The 15,282-nt window shown below is 65.8% G+C and carries 15 protein-coding genes and 1 pseudogene; 12 read left to right on the top strand and 4 right to left on the bottom strand.

The window, feature by feature from the left end; genetic code table 11:
- The first annotated feature begins 39 nt into the window (after positions 1-39).
- The 6 genes and pseudogenes from HCU76_RS26255 to HCU76_RS26280 all read left to right on the top strand — a co-directional run bounded on the left by HCU76_RS26255 (position 40) and on the right by HCU76_RS26280 (position 6,339).
- A pseudogene (locus HCU76_RS26255) lies at positions 40-791 on the top strand (transporter substrate-binding domain-containing protein).
- Between the two features lie 11 nt (positions 792-802).
- Positions 803-1,477: a PhzF family phenazine biosynthesis protein gene (locus HCU76_RS26260; RefSeq protein WP_218511059.1), complete on the top strand. Its 675-nt coding sequence runs from the start codon at positions 803-805 to the stop codon at positions 1,475-1,477.
- A gap of 472 nt (positions 1,478-1,949) precedes the next feature.
- Complete coding sequence (locus HCU76_RS26265; protein WP_218511060.1) at positions 1,950-2,924, top strand: sugar-binding protein; 975 nt, start codon at positions 1,950-1,952, stop codon at positions 2,922-2,924.
- 88 nt (positions 2,925-3,012) lie between these two features.
- On the top strand, positions 3,013-4,467 hold the full coding sequence (locus HCU76_RS26270) for a sugar ABC transporter ATP-binding protein (protein ID WP_218511061.1): 1,455 nt from the start codon (positions 3,013-3,015) through the stop codon (positions 4,465-4,467).
- Between the two features lie 11 nt (positions 4,468-4,478).
- Entirely contained in the window at positions 4,479-5,462 is a 984-nt protein-coding gene (locus HCU76_RS26275) for an ABC transporter permease (RefSeq protein WP_218511062.1), read from the top strand.
- Between the two features lie 307 nt (positions 5,463-5,769).
- Positions 5,770-6,339, top strand: coding sequence for a hypothetical protein (locus HCU76_RS26280; RefSeq protein WP_213958700.1), 570 nt, complete (start codon positions 5,770-5,772; stop codon positions 6,337-6,339).
- 55 nt (positions 6,340-6,394) lie between these two features.
- On the opposite strand, the gene HCU76_RS26285 is transcribed toward HCU76_RS26280, so the two are convergent.
- On the bottom strand, positions 6,395-6,934 hold the full coding sequence (locus tag HCU76_RS26285; protein ID WP_218511063.1) for a hypothetical protein: 540 nt from the start codon (positions 6,932-6,934) through the stop codon (positions 6,395-6,397).
- Positions 6,935-7,323: 389 nt separating this feature from the next.
- Here HCU76_RS26285 and HCU76_RS26290 point away from each other — a divergent pair, with 389 nt between their 5' ends.
- Both HCU76_RS26290 and HCU76_RS26295 read left to right on the top strand, forming a co-directional pair.
- The gene (locus HCU76_RS26290) at positions 7,324-8,355 is read left to right on the top strand and encodes a helix-turn-helix domain-containing protein (protein ID WP_218511064.1); all 1,032 of its coding nucleotides are present in this window, start codon (positions 7,324-7,326) and stop codon (positions 8,353-8,355) included.
- Positions 8,356-8,584: 229 nt separating this feature from the next.
- Positions 8,585-9,583: a helix-turn-helix domain-containing protein gene (locus tag HCU76_RS26295; protein ID WP_218511065.1), complete on the top strand. Its 999-nt coding sequence runs from the start codon at positions 8,585-8,587 to the stop codon at positions 9,581-9,583.
- Between the two features lie 141 nt (positions 9,584-9,724).
- On the opposite strand, the gene HCU76_RS26300 is transcribed toward HCU76_RS26295, so the two are convergent.
- Together HCU76_RS26300 and HCU76_RS26305 are read right to left on the bottom strand one after the other, a co-directional pair.
- Positions 9,725-10,219, bottom strand: a complete 495-nt coding sequence (locus tag HCU76_RS26300; protein WP_218511066.1) for a cupin domain-containing protein — start codon at positions 10,217-10,219, stop codon at positions 9,725-9,727.
- A 13-nt stretch (positions 10,220-10,232) separates the two neighbouring features.
- Positions 10,233-10,727 (bottom strand): YdgA family protein, encoded by a 495-nt coding sequence (locus HCU76_RS26305; RefSeq protein ID WP_218511067.1) that lies wholly within the window; start codon positions 10,725-10,727, stop codon positions 10,233-10,235.
- Between the two features lie 298 nt (positions 10,728-11,025).
- Here HCU76_RS26305 and HCU76_RS26310 point away from each other — a divergent pair, with 298 nt between their 5' ends.
- The 4 genes from HCU76_RS26310 (at position 11,026) to HCU76_RS26325 (ending at position 13,514) form a co-directional block, all read left to right on the top strand.
- Positions 11,026-11,298 (top strand): hypothetical protein, encoded by a 273-nt coding sequence (locus tag HCU76_RS26310; RefSeq protein WP_213958706.1) that lies wholly within the window; start codon positions 11,026-11,028, stop codon positions 11,296-11,298.
- A 64-nt stretch (positions 11,299-11,362) separates the two neighbouring features.
- On the top strand, positions 11,363-12,055 hold the full coding sequence (locus HCU76_RS26315; RefSeq protein ID WP_218511068.1) for a hypothetical protein: 693 nt from the start codon (positions 11,363-11,365) through the stop codon (positions 12,053-12,055).
- A gap of 97 nt (positions 12,056-12,152) precedes the next feature.
- Positions 12,153-12,656, top strand: coding sequence for a hypothetical protein (locus HCU76_RS26320; protein ID WP_218511069.1), 504 nt, complete (start codon positions 12,153-12,155; stop codon positions 12,654-12,656).
- A 363-nt stretch (positions 12,657-13,019) separates the two neighbouring features.
- Positions 13,020-13,514 (top strand): DUF2165 family protein, encoded by a 495-nt coding sequence (locus tag HCU76_RS26325; protein ID WP_218511070.1) that lies wholly within the window; start codon positions 13,020-13,022, stop codon positions 13,512-13,514.
- Between the two features lie 79 nt (positions 13,515-13,593).
- Here HCU76_RS26325 and HCU76_RS26330 read toward each other — a convergent pair whose 3' ends face one another.
- The gene (locus HCU76_RS26330) at positions 13,594-15,282 is read right to left on the bottom strand and encodes a response regulator (RefSeq protein WP_218511071.1); all 1,689 of its coding nucleotides are present in this window, start codon (positions 15,280-15,282) and stop codon (positions 13,594-13,596) included.

Below are 15,282 nucleotides of genomic sequence, written 5' to 3' on the forward strand. Positions count from 1 at the left end.
GGTCCCATCCCTCCACCCTGATGCCCATCGAGTGCACCCATGAAGGTACGCATTGCCTATATCGAAGAACCGCCCTACTACTGGACCGCCGAAGACGGGTCCGTCGTGGGCGCCGACATCGAGCTTGCCGACGCCGTGCTTCGCGCCGCCGGCGTCACCTCGATCCAGCACTTGCCAGTGTCGTTCGACGAGCTCCTGCCCGGCGTGCAGCGGGGACGCTGGGACATGAACGTCCCGATTTTCGTGACCGCGGAGCGCGCGCAGCACGTCGCGTTCAGCCTCCCGGTGTGGGCGCTCGGTGACGGATTCCTGGTGCAACCCGGCAATCCGAAGGCGCTCACGAGCTACAAGGCATTGGCGGCGCATGACGATGCGCGCCTGGGGATCATTGCAGGGCAGGTGCAGTTCGATTCGGCCAGGTCGGCCGGCGTGGGCGACGGCCAGATCGTGATGTTCAGGGACCAGCCGAAGCCGTCGCCGCGCTGGTCGCCGGAAAGATAGATGCCTTCGCGGGAACGGCCGTTGGGAACCGGGCCGAGGCCCACGGCAACCCGGCGCTGGAGGCGGTTGCGCACGAGGTCGGCAAGGACGCAAGGCTTCCTGTCGGCGCCTTCTCGTTCGACAAGCGCAACCACGGCCTCCTGCAGGCCGTGAACGAACAGCTGCGCAGGTATCTCGGTTCGGCGGAACATCGCGCCCGCATGGCGAAGTACGGCATCACGCAGACTGAAATCGACGGCGTGCTTCCCGCAGGTCGCGCCATGAATGCGACGAATGACGGGCGTGTTTGATGGAGGTCAATATGAAGCGCGCCCATGACTACAAGGTGGTGGACGTTTTCACGAGCCGGCCGCTGGCAGGCAATCCGGTAGCTGTCGTGTTCGACGCCGACGGCCTGGACTCCGACACCATGCAGGCCGTCGCAAGGTGGACCAACCTTTCCGAGACAACCTTCGTCCTGGCGCCGACGACGCCCGCGGCGGACTATCGCCTGCGCATCTTCACGCCGCGCAGCGAGTTGCCCTTCGCCGGTCATCCGACGCTGGGCAGTGCGCATGCCATCCTGGAAGCGGGGCGGGCCGTGCCGCGTGAAGGGGGTCGATTGGTCCAGCAGTGCGGCATCGGGCTCGTCGACGTGACGATCGAGGATGGAGCCGACGGCCGCCAGCTCATGTTTGAGCTGCCCTCCGCGCGCATCCAGCCACTGCCTGCCGCCGAGGTCGCGGAGCTGGAAGTCATGCTTGGATGCAAGCTGAACCACGAGCCGGCGCCGGCCATCGTGAACGTGGGGCCCATCTGGGTTGTCCTGCCGATGAAGGACGCAACCGCCGTGCTCGACCTGCGGCCCGACTTCGCCAGGCTGGCGGCATTCGAGCGCCGCCTGGGCGTCACGGGCCTTACCGTGTTTGGCCGCTACCCGCAGGGAGACTTGGCCATGGAAGTGCGCGCCTTCGCGCCGTCGTGCGGGGTCGAGTAAGACCCCGTCTGCGGCAGCGGCAACGCCAGCGTGGCGGCCTTCCAGTGGGAGTGCGGCCTGCTGCCGGCGGGCGGCGCGGCGTACGTGGCTGCGCAGGGACGCTGTGTCGGGCGGGATGGGCGAGTGAACGTGCGAGTCGGTACGGAAGGCCAGGTTCGCGTAGGCGGTTCGTGCATCACCTGCGTGAACGGCCGGCTTGCGCTGTAGTCCTTTCAAGATGAACCCGATGCTCAGCTCCTGAGCCAATTCGAGCTTGTCGCGGCCGAGGCGGGGAGGGCGGTGACCGCACCCGAGTGCCGTAGACGGCCTCTGCCCCACGCCCCCTCCGGCATGAAGGAAAGCCCCAATAGAACGCATCTTGCAGTTTTTGACGTTCTAGGCATAGCATGCCCGGCGGACGAAACGCGCCCCGACGCGGTCCGCTGGAGATCGGATGTCGAACTCCAGGATGCAACTTCACTTGGAGACATACATGCTCAAGGCTGGTCGTCGTTCCGCTCTCTGTTCCGCACTGACTCTGGCATTTGCCACCACGCTCGCGCTGACCGCGACGCCGGCCTCCGCGCAGGAAAAGAAGAAGCTGGCTTTCATCGTCAACGCGTCTTCCGACTTCTGGAAGCTGGCCGAAGCCGGCGTCAAGAAGGCGCAGGCGGAGTTGCCCAAGTACGAGCTGCAATTCAGGTATCCGGCGCAAGGCACCGCCGCGCTGCAGAACGCGTTGATGGATGACCTGGTCGCCGCCGGCACCAGCGCGATCATGATTTCCTCGGTCGATCCGAAGACATCGGTCGATGCCTTCAACCGCATCGCCAAGCAGGTCCCGCTCTTCACCACCGACAGCGACGCGCCGAACAGCAATCGCATCGCCTATCTCGGTTCATCCAACACCCTCGCTGGTGTGCAGGCCGGCGAGATCGCCGTGAAGGCCTTGCCCAAGGGCGCCAAGTGCATGGGCTTCGTCGGCTTCCTCGGTGCGGACAACGCCAAGGAACGTATTGCCGGCTTCAAGAAGGCCGTCGCAGGCAAGGGCATCGAACTGGTCGACGTGCGCGGTGACGACGTCGACTTCGCCAAGGCGCGCAGCAATGTCGACGACGTGCTGGCGGCCAAGCCGGACATCAATTGCATGGTCGGCTTCTACTCCTACAACCCGCCGAAGATCTACGAGGCGCTGAAGGCCGCGAACAAGCTCGGCAAGATCACGGTGATCGCGTTCGACGAAGACCCGATCACGCTGGGCGCCGTCAAGGACGGCAGCTTTGCCGGCACGGTCGTGCAGCAGCCTTATGAATGGGGCTACCAGGGCATGAAGCTGATGGCCGCCTACCTGGAAGGCGACAAGTCGAAGATCCCGGCGGACAAGCTCATCATCGTGCCGACCAAGGTCATCGACAAGGCCAACGTCGACGCCTTCTCGGCCAACCTCAAGGCGACCCTGGGCAAGTAGCCAGCGTGTGCGGCAAGCCGGTGCGGGGAGGCACACACTGACCGAACCGTTTCTTCGACTGGCCGGAATCACCAAGTCCTATCCCGGCGTGACGGCGCTCGACCGCGTCTCGCTGGAGGTCTCCCGCGGCGAGGTCATCGGCCTGGTCGGTGAAAACGGCGCCGGCAAGTCGACGCTGATGAAGATCCTCGGCGGCGTAGTCGCGCCGTCGTCCGGCGACATCCATGTCGATGCAGACAGGTTCGATGCCTTGTCGGTCGCCCACGCAATCGACGCCGGCATTGCCTTCGTGCATCAGGAACTGAACCTCTTCGAGAACCTCGATGCGGCGGCCAACGTGTTCATCGGGCGCGAGCCGTTGTACGGCGGCATTCTCAAGCTGGTCGACCGCAGGAAGCTGCATGACCAGACCCGTCCGTTCCTCGATGCGCTGGGCGTGGACTTCGCGCCGGACTCGCCGGTCGCGGAGCTGTCGATCGCGCAACGCCAACTGCTGGAGATCGCCAAGGCCCTGTCGTTGAACTCGCGCCTGGTGATCATGGACGAGCCGACTTCCAGCCTGACGCTGTCCGAGACCGACCGGTTGATGCGGGTCATCGCCGACTTGAAGGCCAACGGTGTCAGCGTCATCTTCATCTCGCATCGCTTGAACGAACTCTGCGAATGCGCGGACCGCGTCGTGGTGCTGCGCGACGGCAAGAACGTCGGCGAACTGGCGCGCGAGCAGATCTCGCACGCGGCCATGATCCGCATGATGATCGGCCGCGACCTCAAGGCGCTCTACCTGCCGCCTGCGTCACCGCCGGGAGACGGGGTGCTGGAGATCGATGCAGCGCAGACCCGCACCTGGCCCGGACGACCGGTTTCGCTGACACTGCGGCGCGGGGAGATCCTGGGGATGGCTGGCCTGATCGGCGCCGGCCGGACCGAACTGGCGCGCGCGCTCGCAGGCATCGACACGCTGGTCGGCGGCGCGTTGACGCTCGACGGCGAGAAGGTCGAGTTCGCGACACCGCGAGACGCGATCGAGCGCGGCGTCTTCCTCGTCCCCGAAGACCGCAAGCAATGCGGCCTTCTGCTGGCGGATTCGATCTGCGAGAACATCCTGCTGCCCAACCTTCATCGAAGTTCGAAAGGTGGGCTGGTCCAGGAGGCGCAGGCGCTCGCGATGGCCGAGCGGCAGAAGGAGCGGCTTGGCATTCGCGCCGCGAGTGTCCGCGTGCATGCCGGGACACTGTCGGGCGGCAATCAACAGAAGGTCGTGCTGGCCAAGTGGCTGACGATGAACCCGCGGGTGCTGATCTGCGACGAGCCCACGCGCGGCGTCGACGTCGGCGCCAAGAGCGAGATCTACCGGATGCTGCGCGACCTGGCCGACGCCGGGGTCGCCATCCTGATGATCTCCAGCGACATGGAAGAAGTGATCGGCGTCAGCGACCGCATCGCGGTGATGCACGAGGGCGCCATCAGCGGCTTCCTCGAGCGAAGCGAATTCAGCGAGCACGAGATCCTCCGGCTCGCGGTCGGCAAGACGGTCCACTGAGACTTGCACAGATGCTCAAAAAAGACATAGGCCTGCTGATCCTCATCCTCGTCGTCGGCACCGTCGTCGCGATCATCAATCCGCTGTTCATCTCGCCGATCAATATCGCCAACACCGCGAATCTCGTGGGCCTGTTCGGCATCTTCGCGATCGGGCAGGCCTTTGTCATCATCACCGGCGGGATCGAGCTGTCGGTGGGTTCGATCATTGCGCTGCTGGGTGTGCTCTTCGTCGACCTGATGGTGAACCACGGCGTCGCCTGGCCGGTGGCGCTGGGGCTGATGCTCGTGCTCGGGGCCGTGATGGGGCTCGCGCACGGCCTGCTGATCACCAGGCTGCACCTGCAGCCTTTCATCGTCACGCTGTGCGGCCTGTTGATCTACCGCGGCGCGGCGCGCTACTACACCGCCGACGGGACAGCGGGCTTTGCCTTCGGGGACAGTTTTCCGACGCTCGAATGGCTGACCACCGGCCGGACGCTCGGCATACCGCACTCGATGTTCGCGTTCGTCGTGATCGCAGTCGTCATGTGGGTCGTGCTGCACCGCTCGGTGTTCGGGCGCTACCTGTTCGCCGTCGGCAAGAACGAGGAGGCGGCACGCTATTCGGGCGTGCCCACGAACAAGGTGATCGTCGCGTCGTATGTGATCTGCGGCGTGCTCACGGCCATCTCGGCCATCTTCTTCGCGATGTACACGCGCTCGATATCGCCTTCGTCGCACGGCAATTTCTACGAGCTCTACGCGATTGCCGCGTCGGTGCTGGGCGGCTTCTCGCTGCGCGGCGGCGAGGGTTCGATCGTCGGCGTCGTGCTCGGCTCCATCCTGCTGCAGATCCTGCAGAACCTGGTCAACCTGCTGGGCATTCCGAGTTCGCTCAACTTCGCGGTGATGGGCTCGGTGATCCTGATCGGGGTGCTGGCGGATACGCAGTTCGCGGAGTATCGCAAGCGCAAGGCTGCGGCGAAGGGGGCTGCGGGTCGAGAGTCTGCCTAGTCTCGGACCGGTGTGACGACGACTTCCTTCCATCTCGGATTTGGGGCAGCATCCGCGACCATGGCCAGCATCAAGCTGCAGAAGCGGGCAGATGATTTCTTTGATGAAGGCTGGGTGTAACCAGTCAGAGGACCGTCAGGCTCTCAGGCCTATCGTCGATGAGCCTTGACTGCGGTCAAAGCTGGATGCAATGTTTGGGCTGGCGTCCTGCGCATTGAGTTGTTATCGGGGTGCCGATCTTCGCCGACACTGTCGACTCCGCCGACAGCTTCCTGAGTCAACGCGGCTCGTCCGTTGGAGGAAAAACATGGCACGTGCACAAAAAATCATGGTGATTCGCCATGGCGAAAAGCCTCAAGGCGCCGTACCGCCTTACGGAGTGACGACTGATGGCGTGCAGGATGTGAATTCCTTGCTGGTGACGGGATGGACCCGCGCCGGTGCGCTCGCAGTCCTTTTTGCACCGAGCCGTGGGTCGCTGCAAAGCCAGGAACTCGCGCAGCCACAAGCTGTCTTTGCGGCATCCGAAGATGCGGGCACGTCGAGCAAAAGACCATTCGAGACGGTCAGCGTCGTCGCCCAAAAGCTCTCGCTCGACATCAATGCGACTTACGCTGTCGGCCAGGAGACCCAGGTGGCGACCGCTGCGACGTCATGCGATGGCGTCGTGCTGATCGGTTGGGAGCACAAGCACATTCCGCTGATCGCCAACGCAATACTCGGCGACACGAGTGCGCCGCAAAAGTGGCCCGGAGAACGGTTCGACATGGTTTGGGTGTTCGATCTTGACGCGACCAGCGGCGCCTATCGATTCAGCCAGGTGCCCGAACTCCTGCTGCCCGGTGACAGCGCCGAACCGATCCCGTCTGTTGCCTGAGAGCGAGCGCTATGAATGCCCGTACAGGTGCCAGCGAAGACGCGACCGGCATCGCCTATCGCTGCGGGACACCGGTGATGCGCAGGATGTGCTGTTCCCTGAATTCGAAGTCCGGGACATCCAGGTCGGGCATCCGCAGCAATTGCGGGTCCTGGTCTGCGTACTGCTTGATCGCGCGGCCGGCGTAGTCCCATTCGCCGAAGCGGCACGGGTCGTAATAGCCGCCTTGCCACGGGCGCGCGGGTGCATAACGGTCCGCGCCGTTGGGTGAGTGTTCGACCTCGCATCCGTCGCTCGGGTTCACCAGGGAGTAGACGAAGAACGATGGACGCCCGGCCGGCATGGGGCGCTGGTTCCAGGTATGGATGGTCTGCGTCCGGAGGTCATCGAGGATCGCATCGGTGGTTCGCAAGAGGACCAGCGGTGTGCCCTGGAAGGTGTAGAACTTCGGGCTACCCGCTGGCACCTTCTCCAGGTCGATGTCGAGATAGGGCGGCGCCTTGCGTTCCAGCCCGGTCATCCAGTGCACGCAGGCCAGCCAGGCGGCCGTGGCGAGCAGGGCGGCGATTGCGAGGAGGATGCGGCGCAGGATCACTTCGTAGCGGGGAAGTCGGCGACAGGACGAAGTCTGCCGGACTGGATCGGGACCCGGGTCCGTGAAGGGAATGGTCGCACACTGGCCGTCATCGTGCGCTCGCAGGCGTAAGCGATGTGTTCAGGAAGCATCGAGCTCCGACTGCGCATGCGCTTGCCCATCGCCGCGCCGGGGCAGTACCTGAAGGCGGTCGCTATGGGGCATGTTCGTTACTTCGGTGTCCCGTTACCCGTTGCCAACGTCCCACTCCTGACGCGCAGTGCTGCGCCGCCGCCTTCAGCCGATTGGAGCCCGCAGAAAGCCCGGCCCGCCGTCATGCAACGGCATACGCCCTTGCCCCGGACGTGCGCCGGCCGGATACTGCCCCCGCACACGGAGGACAACCGCGAATGGCGAATGGCGGATTGCCGCGCCTGCACCTGGTCTCCAGCCAGCTCCCGGTGCAGGAGCGATTCGAGCGTTGGCAGCAGAGCCTGGGCGGCACGTTCAACGTGTCTGTCCCCGAGGGCGCGCGACCGGAGGAAAGCGCCTACGACGTCTCGATCTGGCAGTTCGGCAGCGTGCTGCTGAGCGACAGCGTCTTCGGCCCGCGCTCGCAGACCCGCACGCTGCGCAACGCGCGCGCCGACCAGCTCGACCACTACCGCGTGATCCTGCAGACCGAGGGCGAACTGCGCCTGGAAGCCGACGGTCGCCGATTCAAGATCGAGGCGGGCGAACTGGTGCTGTCGGACATGTCGCGCGAGGAGCGCTACGAGACCACGCGCGGTGCCAACGTCGTCATGTTCATACCGCGCGAGATGCTCGACGAGGCGCTGCCGCGCAGCTTCGACCTGCACGGCGCGCAACCGGGCGGCGCCACGGCTCGCATGATGGCCGACCACCTGCGCGCGCTGGCCCGTGTGGCTGCACAACTCCAGCCGCAGGAGACGGCGGCGCTCGCACGCGCCACGGTCAACCTGCTGGCCGCGAGCCTGGTGCCTTCGGCGCAGACGCTCGACCATGCGCGCCCCACGATCGAAGGCAATCTGTTGCGCCAGGCCTGCCGCTACGTGGACCTCCACCTCAGCGAGCCAGACCTCTCGGCCGAGGCGCTGTGCGCCTTCTTCAAGGTGTCGCGCTCCACGATCTACCGGCTGTTCGAGCCCCTGGGCGGTGTGGCGCACTACGTGAAGGAACGGCGGCTCGCACGCATCCATGCGGTGCTGTCGTCATCGACGCAGCGGCAGTACCTCGGGCGCATCGCGGAGGACCACGGCTTCAAGAGCACCACGCACTTCAGCCGCGCCTTCAGGGAGCAGTACGGCTACAGCCCCAACGAGGTGCGCCAGCGCGGGCTGCTGGCGGCAAGCGAGCCCGCCGCCCTCGCAAGCGCAGGCCAGGCCGCCTTCGACAAGTGGCTCCGCTCGCTCCGCGACTGACACGACTTTGCAATCAAGCGCAGGACAAGGCGGAGCGCCGCAGACAGTGCTGTAGCACGGCAAGGCGCTCCAACGCCGTGATGCGCTTGATTGCAAAGTCGTATGAGACGCACGGGCAAGAACTGACACGCACCGTTGAGACGCCTTGCACATGGATTCCTAGAATTTCCCCATCCTTTTCACACGGTGCTCTTCCATGACTCTGGCGGGTCCATCCCCACTTCCCCACATGCGCTTCGATTCGCGGGCGACATCGGCGCGGGAAGCGCTGGACTACTGGCGCGGTTCGCTTTCGCGGAGCTGGGACATGCAGCTGGCCGACGACGCGGACCCGGCGCACTTCCATGCGGACGTGACGATGTGGCGCATGTCCGAGCTGATCGTCGGCGCCGCCACCTTCGGGCCGACGCAGACCCGCATGCGGCGCGAGCGCAACATCCAGTCCGACCAGTTGGACCACTACCGCCTGCTGCTGTTGCATGGCGGCGAGTTCCACTGCGACGCGGCAGGGCGGCGCGTGTCGCTCGCGCCGGGGCGCTTCCTCATCACCGACATGGCCCTGCCCGAGGAGAGCGAGTCGGCCTGTTCCAGCTCGGTTCTCTACATTCCGCGCGACACGCTCGACGCCGCCTTGCCGCAGCCGATGCGGCTGCATGGGCTTTCTCCGGACAACGCCTGCGGGCACCTGCTGTCGGACCACCTCGCGGCGCTGCTGCATGGCCTGCCCGACACCGCGCCGCAAGAACTTCCGGCGCTGTCCGCGGCAACGGTGGGCCTGGTGGCCGCCAGCCTGGCGCCGACCGTCATCGACCCGCTGACGACGGGTGTAGCGGTCGACGGCGCGCTGCTGCGTCGCGCACGCCGCCACATCGAGGACCATCTGGCCGACACCGAACTGGCCGCGGCCCACCTGTGCAAGCTGCTGCGCGTCTCGCGCTCGACGTTGTATCGCCTGTTCGAGCCGCTCGGCGGCGTGTCGCAATACATCAAGGAACGGCGGCTAGCGCGCGTGCACCAGATCCTGGCGCAGTCCTGCGATCGCCAGCCGATCGCGCGGCTGGCCGAAGACCACGGATTCAAGAGCGCGGCGCATTTCAGCAAGGCCTTCCGTGCCCAGTTCGGGTACAGCCCGCGCGAAGTGCCGCGCGCGGTTGAACCGGCTCGCCTGCCTTCTGGTGGCAACGCTGAAGAGCGTTTCGACCGCTGGCTCAATTCCCTTTGCCACTGAACCGCTGGTTGCTTCGGCGGCCTTGCTTTTCCGATTTGCGGCGGGCCCCTGCAACCTCCGGATGGCGGCGGAACACGCCCGGCACCCGGTCGCTGCCGATGCCGCCGACCAGGGCCGGGACATGCAGCAAGACTCACCCGGTCACGCCGCGTCGCCTTCGAATTCGGAGCGCGCCACCTTCAGCGATGGCCCGAGCAGCACCACGCCCCAGCGTCGGCCGAAGCGGCGCAGCGCGGCGCGGTCCACGGACTTGCCATCGAGCAGCGCGGCCACTTCGCCAAAGAACCGCACGGCGTCTATACCGGGTTCGATGATGACTTGCTGCCGCGCACCCGTGCCCGTCACGTTGACGAAGGCCCGCGCCGCGCCTGCAGGCACGCGCACCAGGTCGCCGCGCCGCGCGACGAAGCGCCTGCCGTCGACCTCGAACAGATAGCGGCCGGTCACGATCTCGAAGGTCTCGGACTCGGCGCGCCGGTACAGCGGCGGGCCGAAGCCCGCGGCGTTCGTGGTCTCGATCACCGTGGACTGGGCCTTCTCGGGCTCGAACGGAAAGCGCACGCGGACGGCGAGCCCGAGTGCGGGAATGCGGATGATCGGCTCCTCCCGCTTCGGCCGCGCCGTGCTGACGATCACCTCGACGGGCACCTCAGGAACCCACGCTCACGTCGGTGCCGGCCGGCCAGACGAACACGCTGTGCGTCGGCGCATTGCCGCGCACGATGATGCGCTGGTTCAGCGTGCGGCCGGCGAGCGTGGCCTGCACGTCGTAGCGGCCCGGTTGCAGGCGCGCCACCAGGAACGGGCCCTGCGACACCACGTCGGTCATCACCGCGGCGCCGGACTTGTCGCGCACGGTGACGACCACGTCGGATGCGAAAGCGCCGCGCTTGCCGTCGCGGATCGCGAACTCGAAGCTCGCGGGCCACTGGCTGGACGCCTGCTTCATCAGTTTGGCCTCGCCCATGCCGATGCCACCGCTGGCGTATTCGACGCCGGCATCGTTGACGTAGACGGCCGGCACTTCGGAGGCGCGCACGGCGATGGCGCAGGACAGCGCAGTGGCGCCGACGACGATGACAGCGAAGGGTTGCCAGCGGTCGCGCCGGGCCGGCTGGAGGAGGGGAGCGGGAACGGGATTCATGTCGAGATTCCTTCGGTGACGGGCAGTGCCCGCGGGTTGGGTTGGAAAGGTGTGCCGCACGCTTGCAAGTGCATTCGATGCGGTGAGAAATGTTAGGAATCGACACGACCTGCGTGTGGCCGCGGCATCCCAATTCATGCCCCAGCGTTTCATGCGGCCGGCATCACGAAGTACACGGAGACGCAGAGGCACGAATTGGGATGCACGCGCCACTTCGCATCGACCGTCGCTCCTAAATTCAACGGCATACGTCGGCGACGTATTCATCCATTCATCACCCACCAACGAGGACCCCGAAATGAACCTGCCGAAGAACCACATCAAGGCCTTTGCCTTTGGCGCCTTGTGCGTCGCATCCCTGAGCGCCTGCGCTGCCGCCTATGGGCTGTCGCATCCCAACTTCCAGCAAGCCGAGAACGCGATGCAGGCCGCCATCAACCACATCCGATCGGCGCAGGATGTGAACGGCCCGACCTTCGGTGGCCACGCAGGCCGTGCGATCGAACTCCTCCAGCAGGCACAGACCGAGATCTCGATCGCCGACGAGTTCCACCAGGGCCGTCGCTGGTAGGGACGAGGCATCGCACACATGGCCGTCGTGATGCGGGCCGCCGCGGTGGTAGCGATGGTCGTCCATGCGGTGGCGCTGCCCGAGCGCTATTGACGCGGCCTGCAGCACCTACGCCTTCACGCTGGTGGTCACGTGCGCGGCCAGCGGCGAGCATTCGGTGCTGCTGCTGTCCGCAAGGTTGTATGAGACGCTGCTGGGCGGCGTGCTCGGGCTTGTCGCTTCCAGTTTCTTCTTTCCGCTTCGGGCGTTGCCGGGGCTCGCCACCAGACTCATCGATCGAAAAAACACCATGAGCTACTTCATCCTCGTCACCATCCTGATGTTCCTTGCTCCGGCGGCATGCGTCGCCTTCGCGGTGATCGCGCACCATGCGGCGCTGGACTGGGCGCTTGCGCTGCGCTGGTTCGCCTTCTGGATCGTCGGTGCGCGACTCGGCAGCGCCGGCCTGCGCCAGATGCTGAATCCGACGTTCACCGCGCGCCACATCCTGGGCATCGAGGGCGGCGAGGCGCTGATCCTGGTGCGCGAACTCGGCTTCGCCAACACGGCCTTCGGCGCCATCGGCATCCTGAGCCTGTGGTGGCCTGCGTGGGCCGCGTCCGCTGCATTCGCCGGTGCCGTGTTCCTCGGCCTGGCCGGCGTCAACCACGCGATGCAGCCCCATCGCAATGCGCGCGAGAACTTCGCGATGCTCACCGACCTTGCCGGCGCGCTGGTGCTTGCGGCCTGCGTGTGCGGCGCGGCTTCGATGTCGTGACCTGCACGAGCAAGAAGCGGGACGCGCGGACAACACCTGCGCGGCTTCGAAAAATACGATACGTGCAGCTTCAACCACTTCACCCGAACAGCACATCATGACTTTCAAGATCACACCGCTACTGATGGCAAGCGCCATGGCGGCGTCCCTCTCGTTGCTCGGAGCCTGCGCCAGCAGCGGCATGGGCGGCGGCGACATCGTGCAGAAGGGCAAGCCGGTGCAGCCGGTCCTGTTCTCATGGCAAAGCCGCGACGGCTCCATCGACGGCAGCATGACGGCCACCACGCCCGACGCGACCTACCAGGGCCGCTTCATGCAGGTCACGCAGCAGACCGTGACCGAGGCGCTCGCGCCGATGTGGGATGCGTGGCCGATGGGCTGGCCGGACTGGCCCTACGGCGCGTGGACGGGCATCGGTGGCTACGACACGGTCCAGTTCATCACGGCCTACAGCGGCAAGGTGATCGCCAATCTGAAGAGCCCGGCCGGCCGTGCCATGCGCTGCAGATTGCAGCTTCAGCAACCGGACGCCGGCATGTCCGGCGGCGGCAGTGGCGAATGCCAGGTCGCGGGTGGGGTGCCTTTCCAGGCGACCTTCTGACATGCAACGACGGGAGCACGTTGACGTTCGCTGCTGCAGGGTGAACTTGGGGCGCGATCATGCCGACGGCGCACTCTGCTCCGCGAATGTCCCACGCCGTCAACCTTCGGCTGCCGGCTCCTCCTTTGTTTCGCTGCGCAGAGCACACCATCGACGTGCTCCAGACACGCAAGGGTTGATCCGCCCGCACGACGCGGCGCCACCCGTGTCGAGGGTGCTGGGTGTTCCCCGCAGCGAAATAGAGGAGGAGCCGAAGGCGGGGGACATTCGCGGAGGGGAATACCCAGTGGCCTCGACACGCACCCCCACCGCCCGCACTGGGGTTCCCTCAATCAGGACGCAAAGCGCCACGGAGAAACTGTCATGACCATCCGGCTTCTGAAGACATCGATGGTGTTCGCCGTCGGACTCTGGGCGCTGCTCATCGCCGCCGACAACATCCTCGACTACGACTCGAACTGGCACTTCGTCCAGCACGTGCTGTCGATGGACACGGTGTTCCCCGACAACGCCTTGAAGTACCGCGCGATCACCGATCCGAAGATCCAGGCGCTGGGCTACTGGATGATCATCGCGACCGAATGGGTCATGAGCGCGCTGTGTCTCACGGGCGCCTGGGGCTTGTTCCGCGCGCGCCGCAACCGGCTCGACTTCATCGCGGCCAAGCCGCTGGCGGCCTGCGGGCTGGTGCTGGTCTTTCTGATGTACTTCGTCGGCTTCGTCGTGGTAGGCGGCGAATGGTTCTGCATGTGGCAGTCGGAGATCTGGAACGGGCAGGCCAAGGCCGTCATGTTCCTGACCTGCGCAATGCTGGTGCTGATCGTGCTGCTGCTGCAGGAAGAGGATCAGAGGCCATGAGCGCCGCCCGGCCGCCCGAAGGCGCTCGCACCGCAGCGCGCTCGTCACCTCCCGCTGCTTGCCTTCTCGTATCACGAAGTCATGCCGAGCGTTTGCGCCGAAGCTCCGTCGACACCGCCTTGCCCAGGGTGTCGAGATCAAAGGGCTTGGCCAACACCAGCTGCGGGCCGATGAGGCGCTCGACGGCTTTCATGTCGGCATAGCCCGTCGCCAGCAGGATGGGCAGCTCGTCGTACATCTTGTGCGCTTGCGCGATCAGTTCCGCGCCATTCATGCGCGGCATCAGGTAGTCGACCAGCAGCAGGTCCGGCCTGGCTATCTTCAGTTCGATCAGCCCCGCAGCACCATCGGCCGCTTGCCGGACGCGGTAGCCAAGCACCTGGAGGCACTCGACCATGCTTCGGCGCACGCCTGGATCGTCTTCCACGACGAGGATCTCCGCCTGCACCGCCAGGGCGGCGTCCTGCACGGCCGCAGCCTCTGCTGCAGCGTCCTGCGGCGCAGGCGCCAGCGGAAAGCTCAGCCTCACCGTCGTTCCTGCGCCGACCTCGCTCTCCAGCGTTGCTTCCCCGCCCGACTGCCGCGTGAAGCCGTAGACCTGGCTCAGGCCCAGCCCGGTGCCGGCATGCGGCTTGGTGGTGAAGAAAGGGTCGAAGACCTTGCCCAGCAGATTGGCCGCGATCCCCGTGCCGGTATCGCGCACCGAGACGCTGACCGTGCCCCGTGGGTACGCGGGATCGCCGGGCCCGGTTTCGGCGCCAGCCGCAGCGATCACCGTGTGTATCTCAAGGATGCCGCCCTGGGGCATGGCGTCGCGCGCGTTGACGGAGAGATTGAGCAGGGCCATTTCCATCTGCGCCGCGTCGACGATCAGCCAGGCAGGCTCGGGACACAACGCCAGCGACAGCCTCACGTGCGCCCCCACCGAAATCGATATGAGTTCCGCCATGTTGTGCACCAGCTCATTCACGTCGTGCAGCTTGGGCACCAGGCTTTGCGTGCGCGCAAACGAAAGGAGTTGCCCGGTCAGGCGAGAGCCGCGATTCACGGCTTCCTTGGCTCGGCGTGCGTAGTCGCGTACGCGGTCTTCGTCGACCTTCAATCGCTCGATCAACTGGAGGTTCAGGTTGACGGCATGCAGCAGGTTGTTGAAGTCGTGCGCGATGCCACCGGTCAGGCGCCCGAGCGCTTCCATCTTCTGGTTCTGGACCAGCGAGCCCTCGACGCGCTCGCGTTCGAGGATCTCGTGCATCAGCCGATCGTTGGCACTGGCAAGGTCGGCGGTGCGCTCGGCGATGCGCGTTTCGAGCTGATCGTTGAGCTGCTCGACGCTCAGCTTTGAAGACTGCAATTCGGCAAGATGCCTGCGCGTCAGATACTGGCGTTGGCGTGCGCGCAAGGCCGAGTGCGCCGCACTGGCCAGCGTGTCGGGGTTGACGGGGCGCTCGATCAGCACCAGGTTGCTGAGCTCCTGCAGCGCCGACCGCGCACGGTCCGAACGGCGGATGGTCTGCCGCGCCGCGAGCACGACAAACGGGTAGTCGGACCACGGAGGCTGGCGCGCGAGCATCGTGCGCAGCGCCTCCACCAGGTCCTCGCAGAGCGACTCTTCGGTGACGATCGTCGCGGCCGATTCCTGGTCAATGGCGGCGATCAGGGCGTGGGCATCAGGGCAGACATGGACGTTGATGTGCCGCGCGCCCAGCACTTCGCTGATGACGCGCGCGTCGCGCCCGAACGGCGCCAGGACGAGGACTCGATTTTCCAC

Origin of the sequence: Variovorax sp. dw_308, from assembly GCF_019207085.1 — a bacterium.
Lineage (GTDB): Bacteria > Pseudomonadota > Gammaproteobacteria > Burkholderiales > Burkholderiaceae_C > Variovorax.

Coding starts and splice junctions, on each gene's coding strand:
- HCU76_RS26260 (WP_218511059.1), top strand. CDS start 803: ATGAAGCGCGCCCATGACTACAAGGTGGTGGACGTTTTCACGAGCCGG.
- HCU76_RS26265 (WP_218511060.1), top strand. CDS start 1,950: ATGCTCAAGGCTGGTCGTCGTTCCGCTCTCTGTTCCGCACTGACTCTG.
- HCU76_RS26275 (WP_218511062.1), top strand. CDS start 4,479: ATGCTCAAAAAAGACATAGGCCTGCTGATCCTCATCCTCGTCGTCGGC.
- HCU76_RS26280 (WP_213958700.1), top strand. CDS start 5,770: ATGGCACGTGCACAAAAAATCATGGTGATTCGCCATGGCGAAAAGCCT.
- HCU76_RS26290 (WP_218511064.1), top strand. CDS start 7,324: ATGGCGAATGGCGGATTGCCGCGCCTGCACCTGGTCTCCAGCCAGCTC.
- HCU76_RS26295 (WP_218511065.1), top strand. CDS start 8,585: ATGCGCTTCGATTCGCGGGCGACATCGGCGCGGGAAGCGCTGGACTAC.
- HCU76_RS26305 (WP_218511067.1), bottom strand. CDS start 10,727: ATGAATCCCGTTCCCGCTCCCCTCCTCCAGCCGGCCCGGCGCGACCGC.
- HCU76_RS26310 (WP_213958706.1), top strand. CDS start 11,026: ATGAACCTGCCGAAGAACCACATCAAGGCCTTTGCCTTTGGCGCCTTG.
- HCU76_RS26315 (WP_218511068.1), top strand. CDS start 11,363: ATGCGGTGGCGCTGCCCGAGCGCTATTGACGCGGCCTGCAGCACCTAC.
- HCU76_RS26320 (WP_218511069.1), top strand. CDS start 12,153: ATGACTTTCAAGATCACACCGCTACTGATGGCAAGCGCCATGGCGGCG.
- HCU76_RS26325 (WP_218511070.1), top strand. CDS start 13,020: ATGACCATCCGGCTTCTGAAGACATCGATGGTGTTCGCCGTCGGACTC.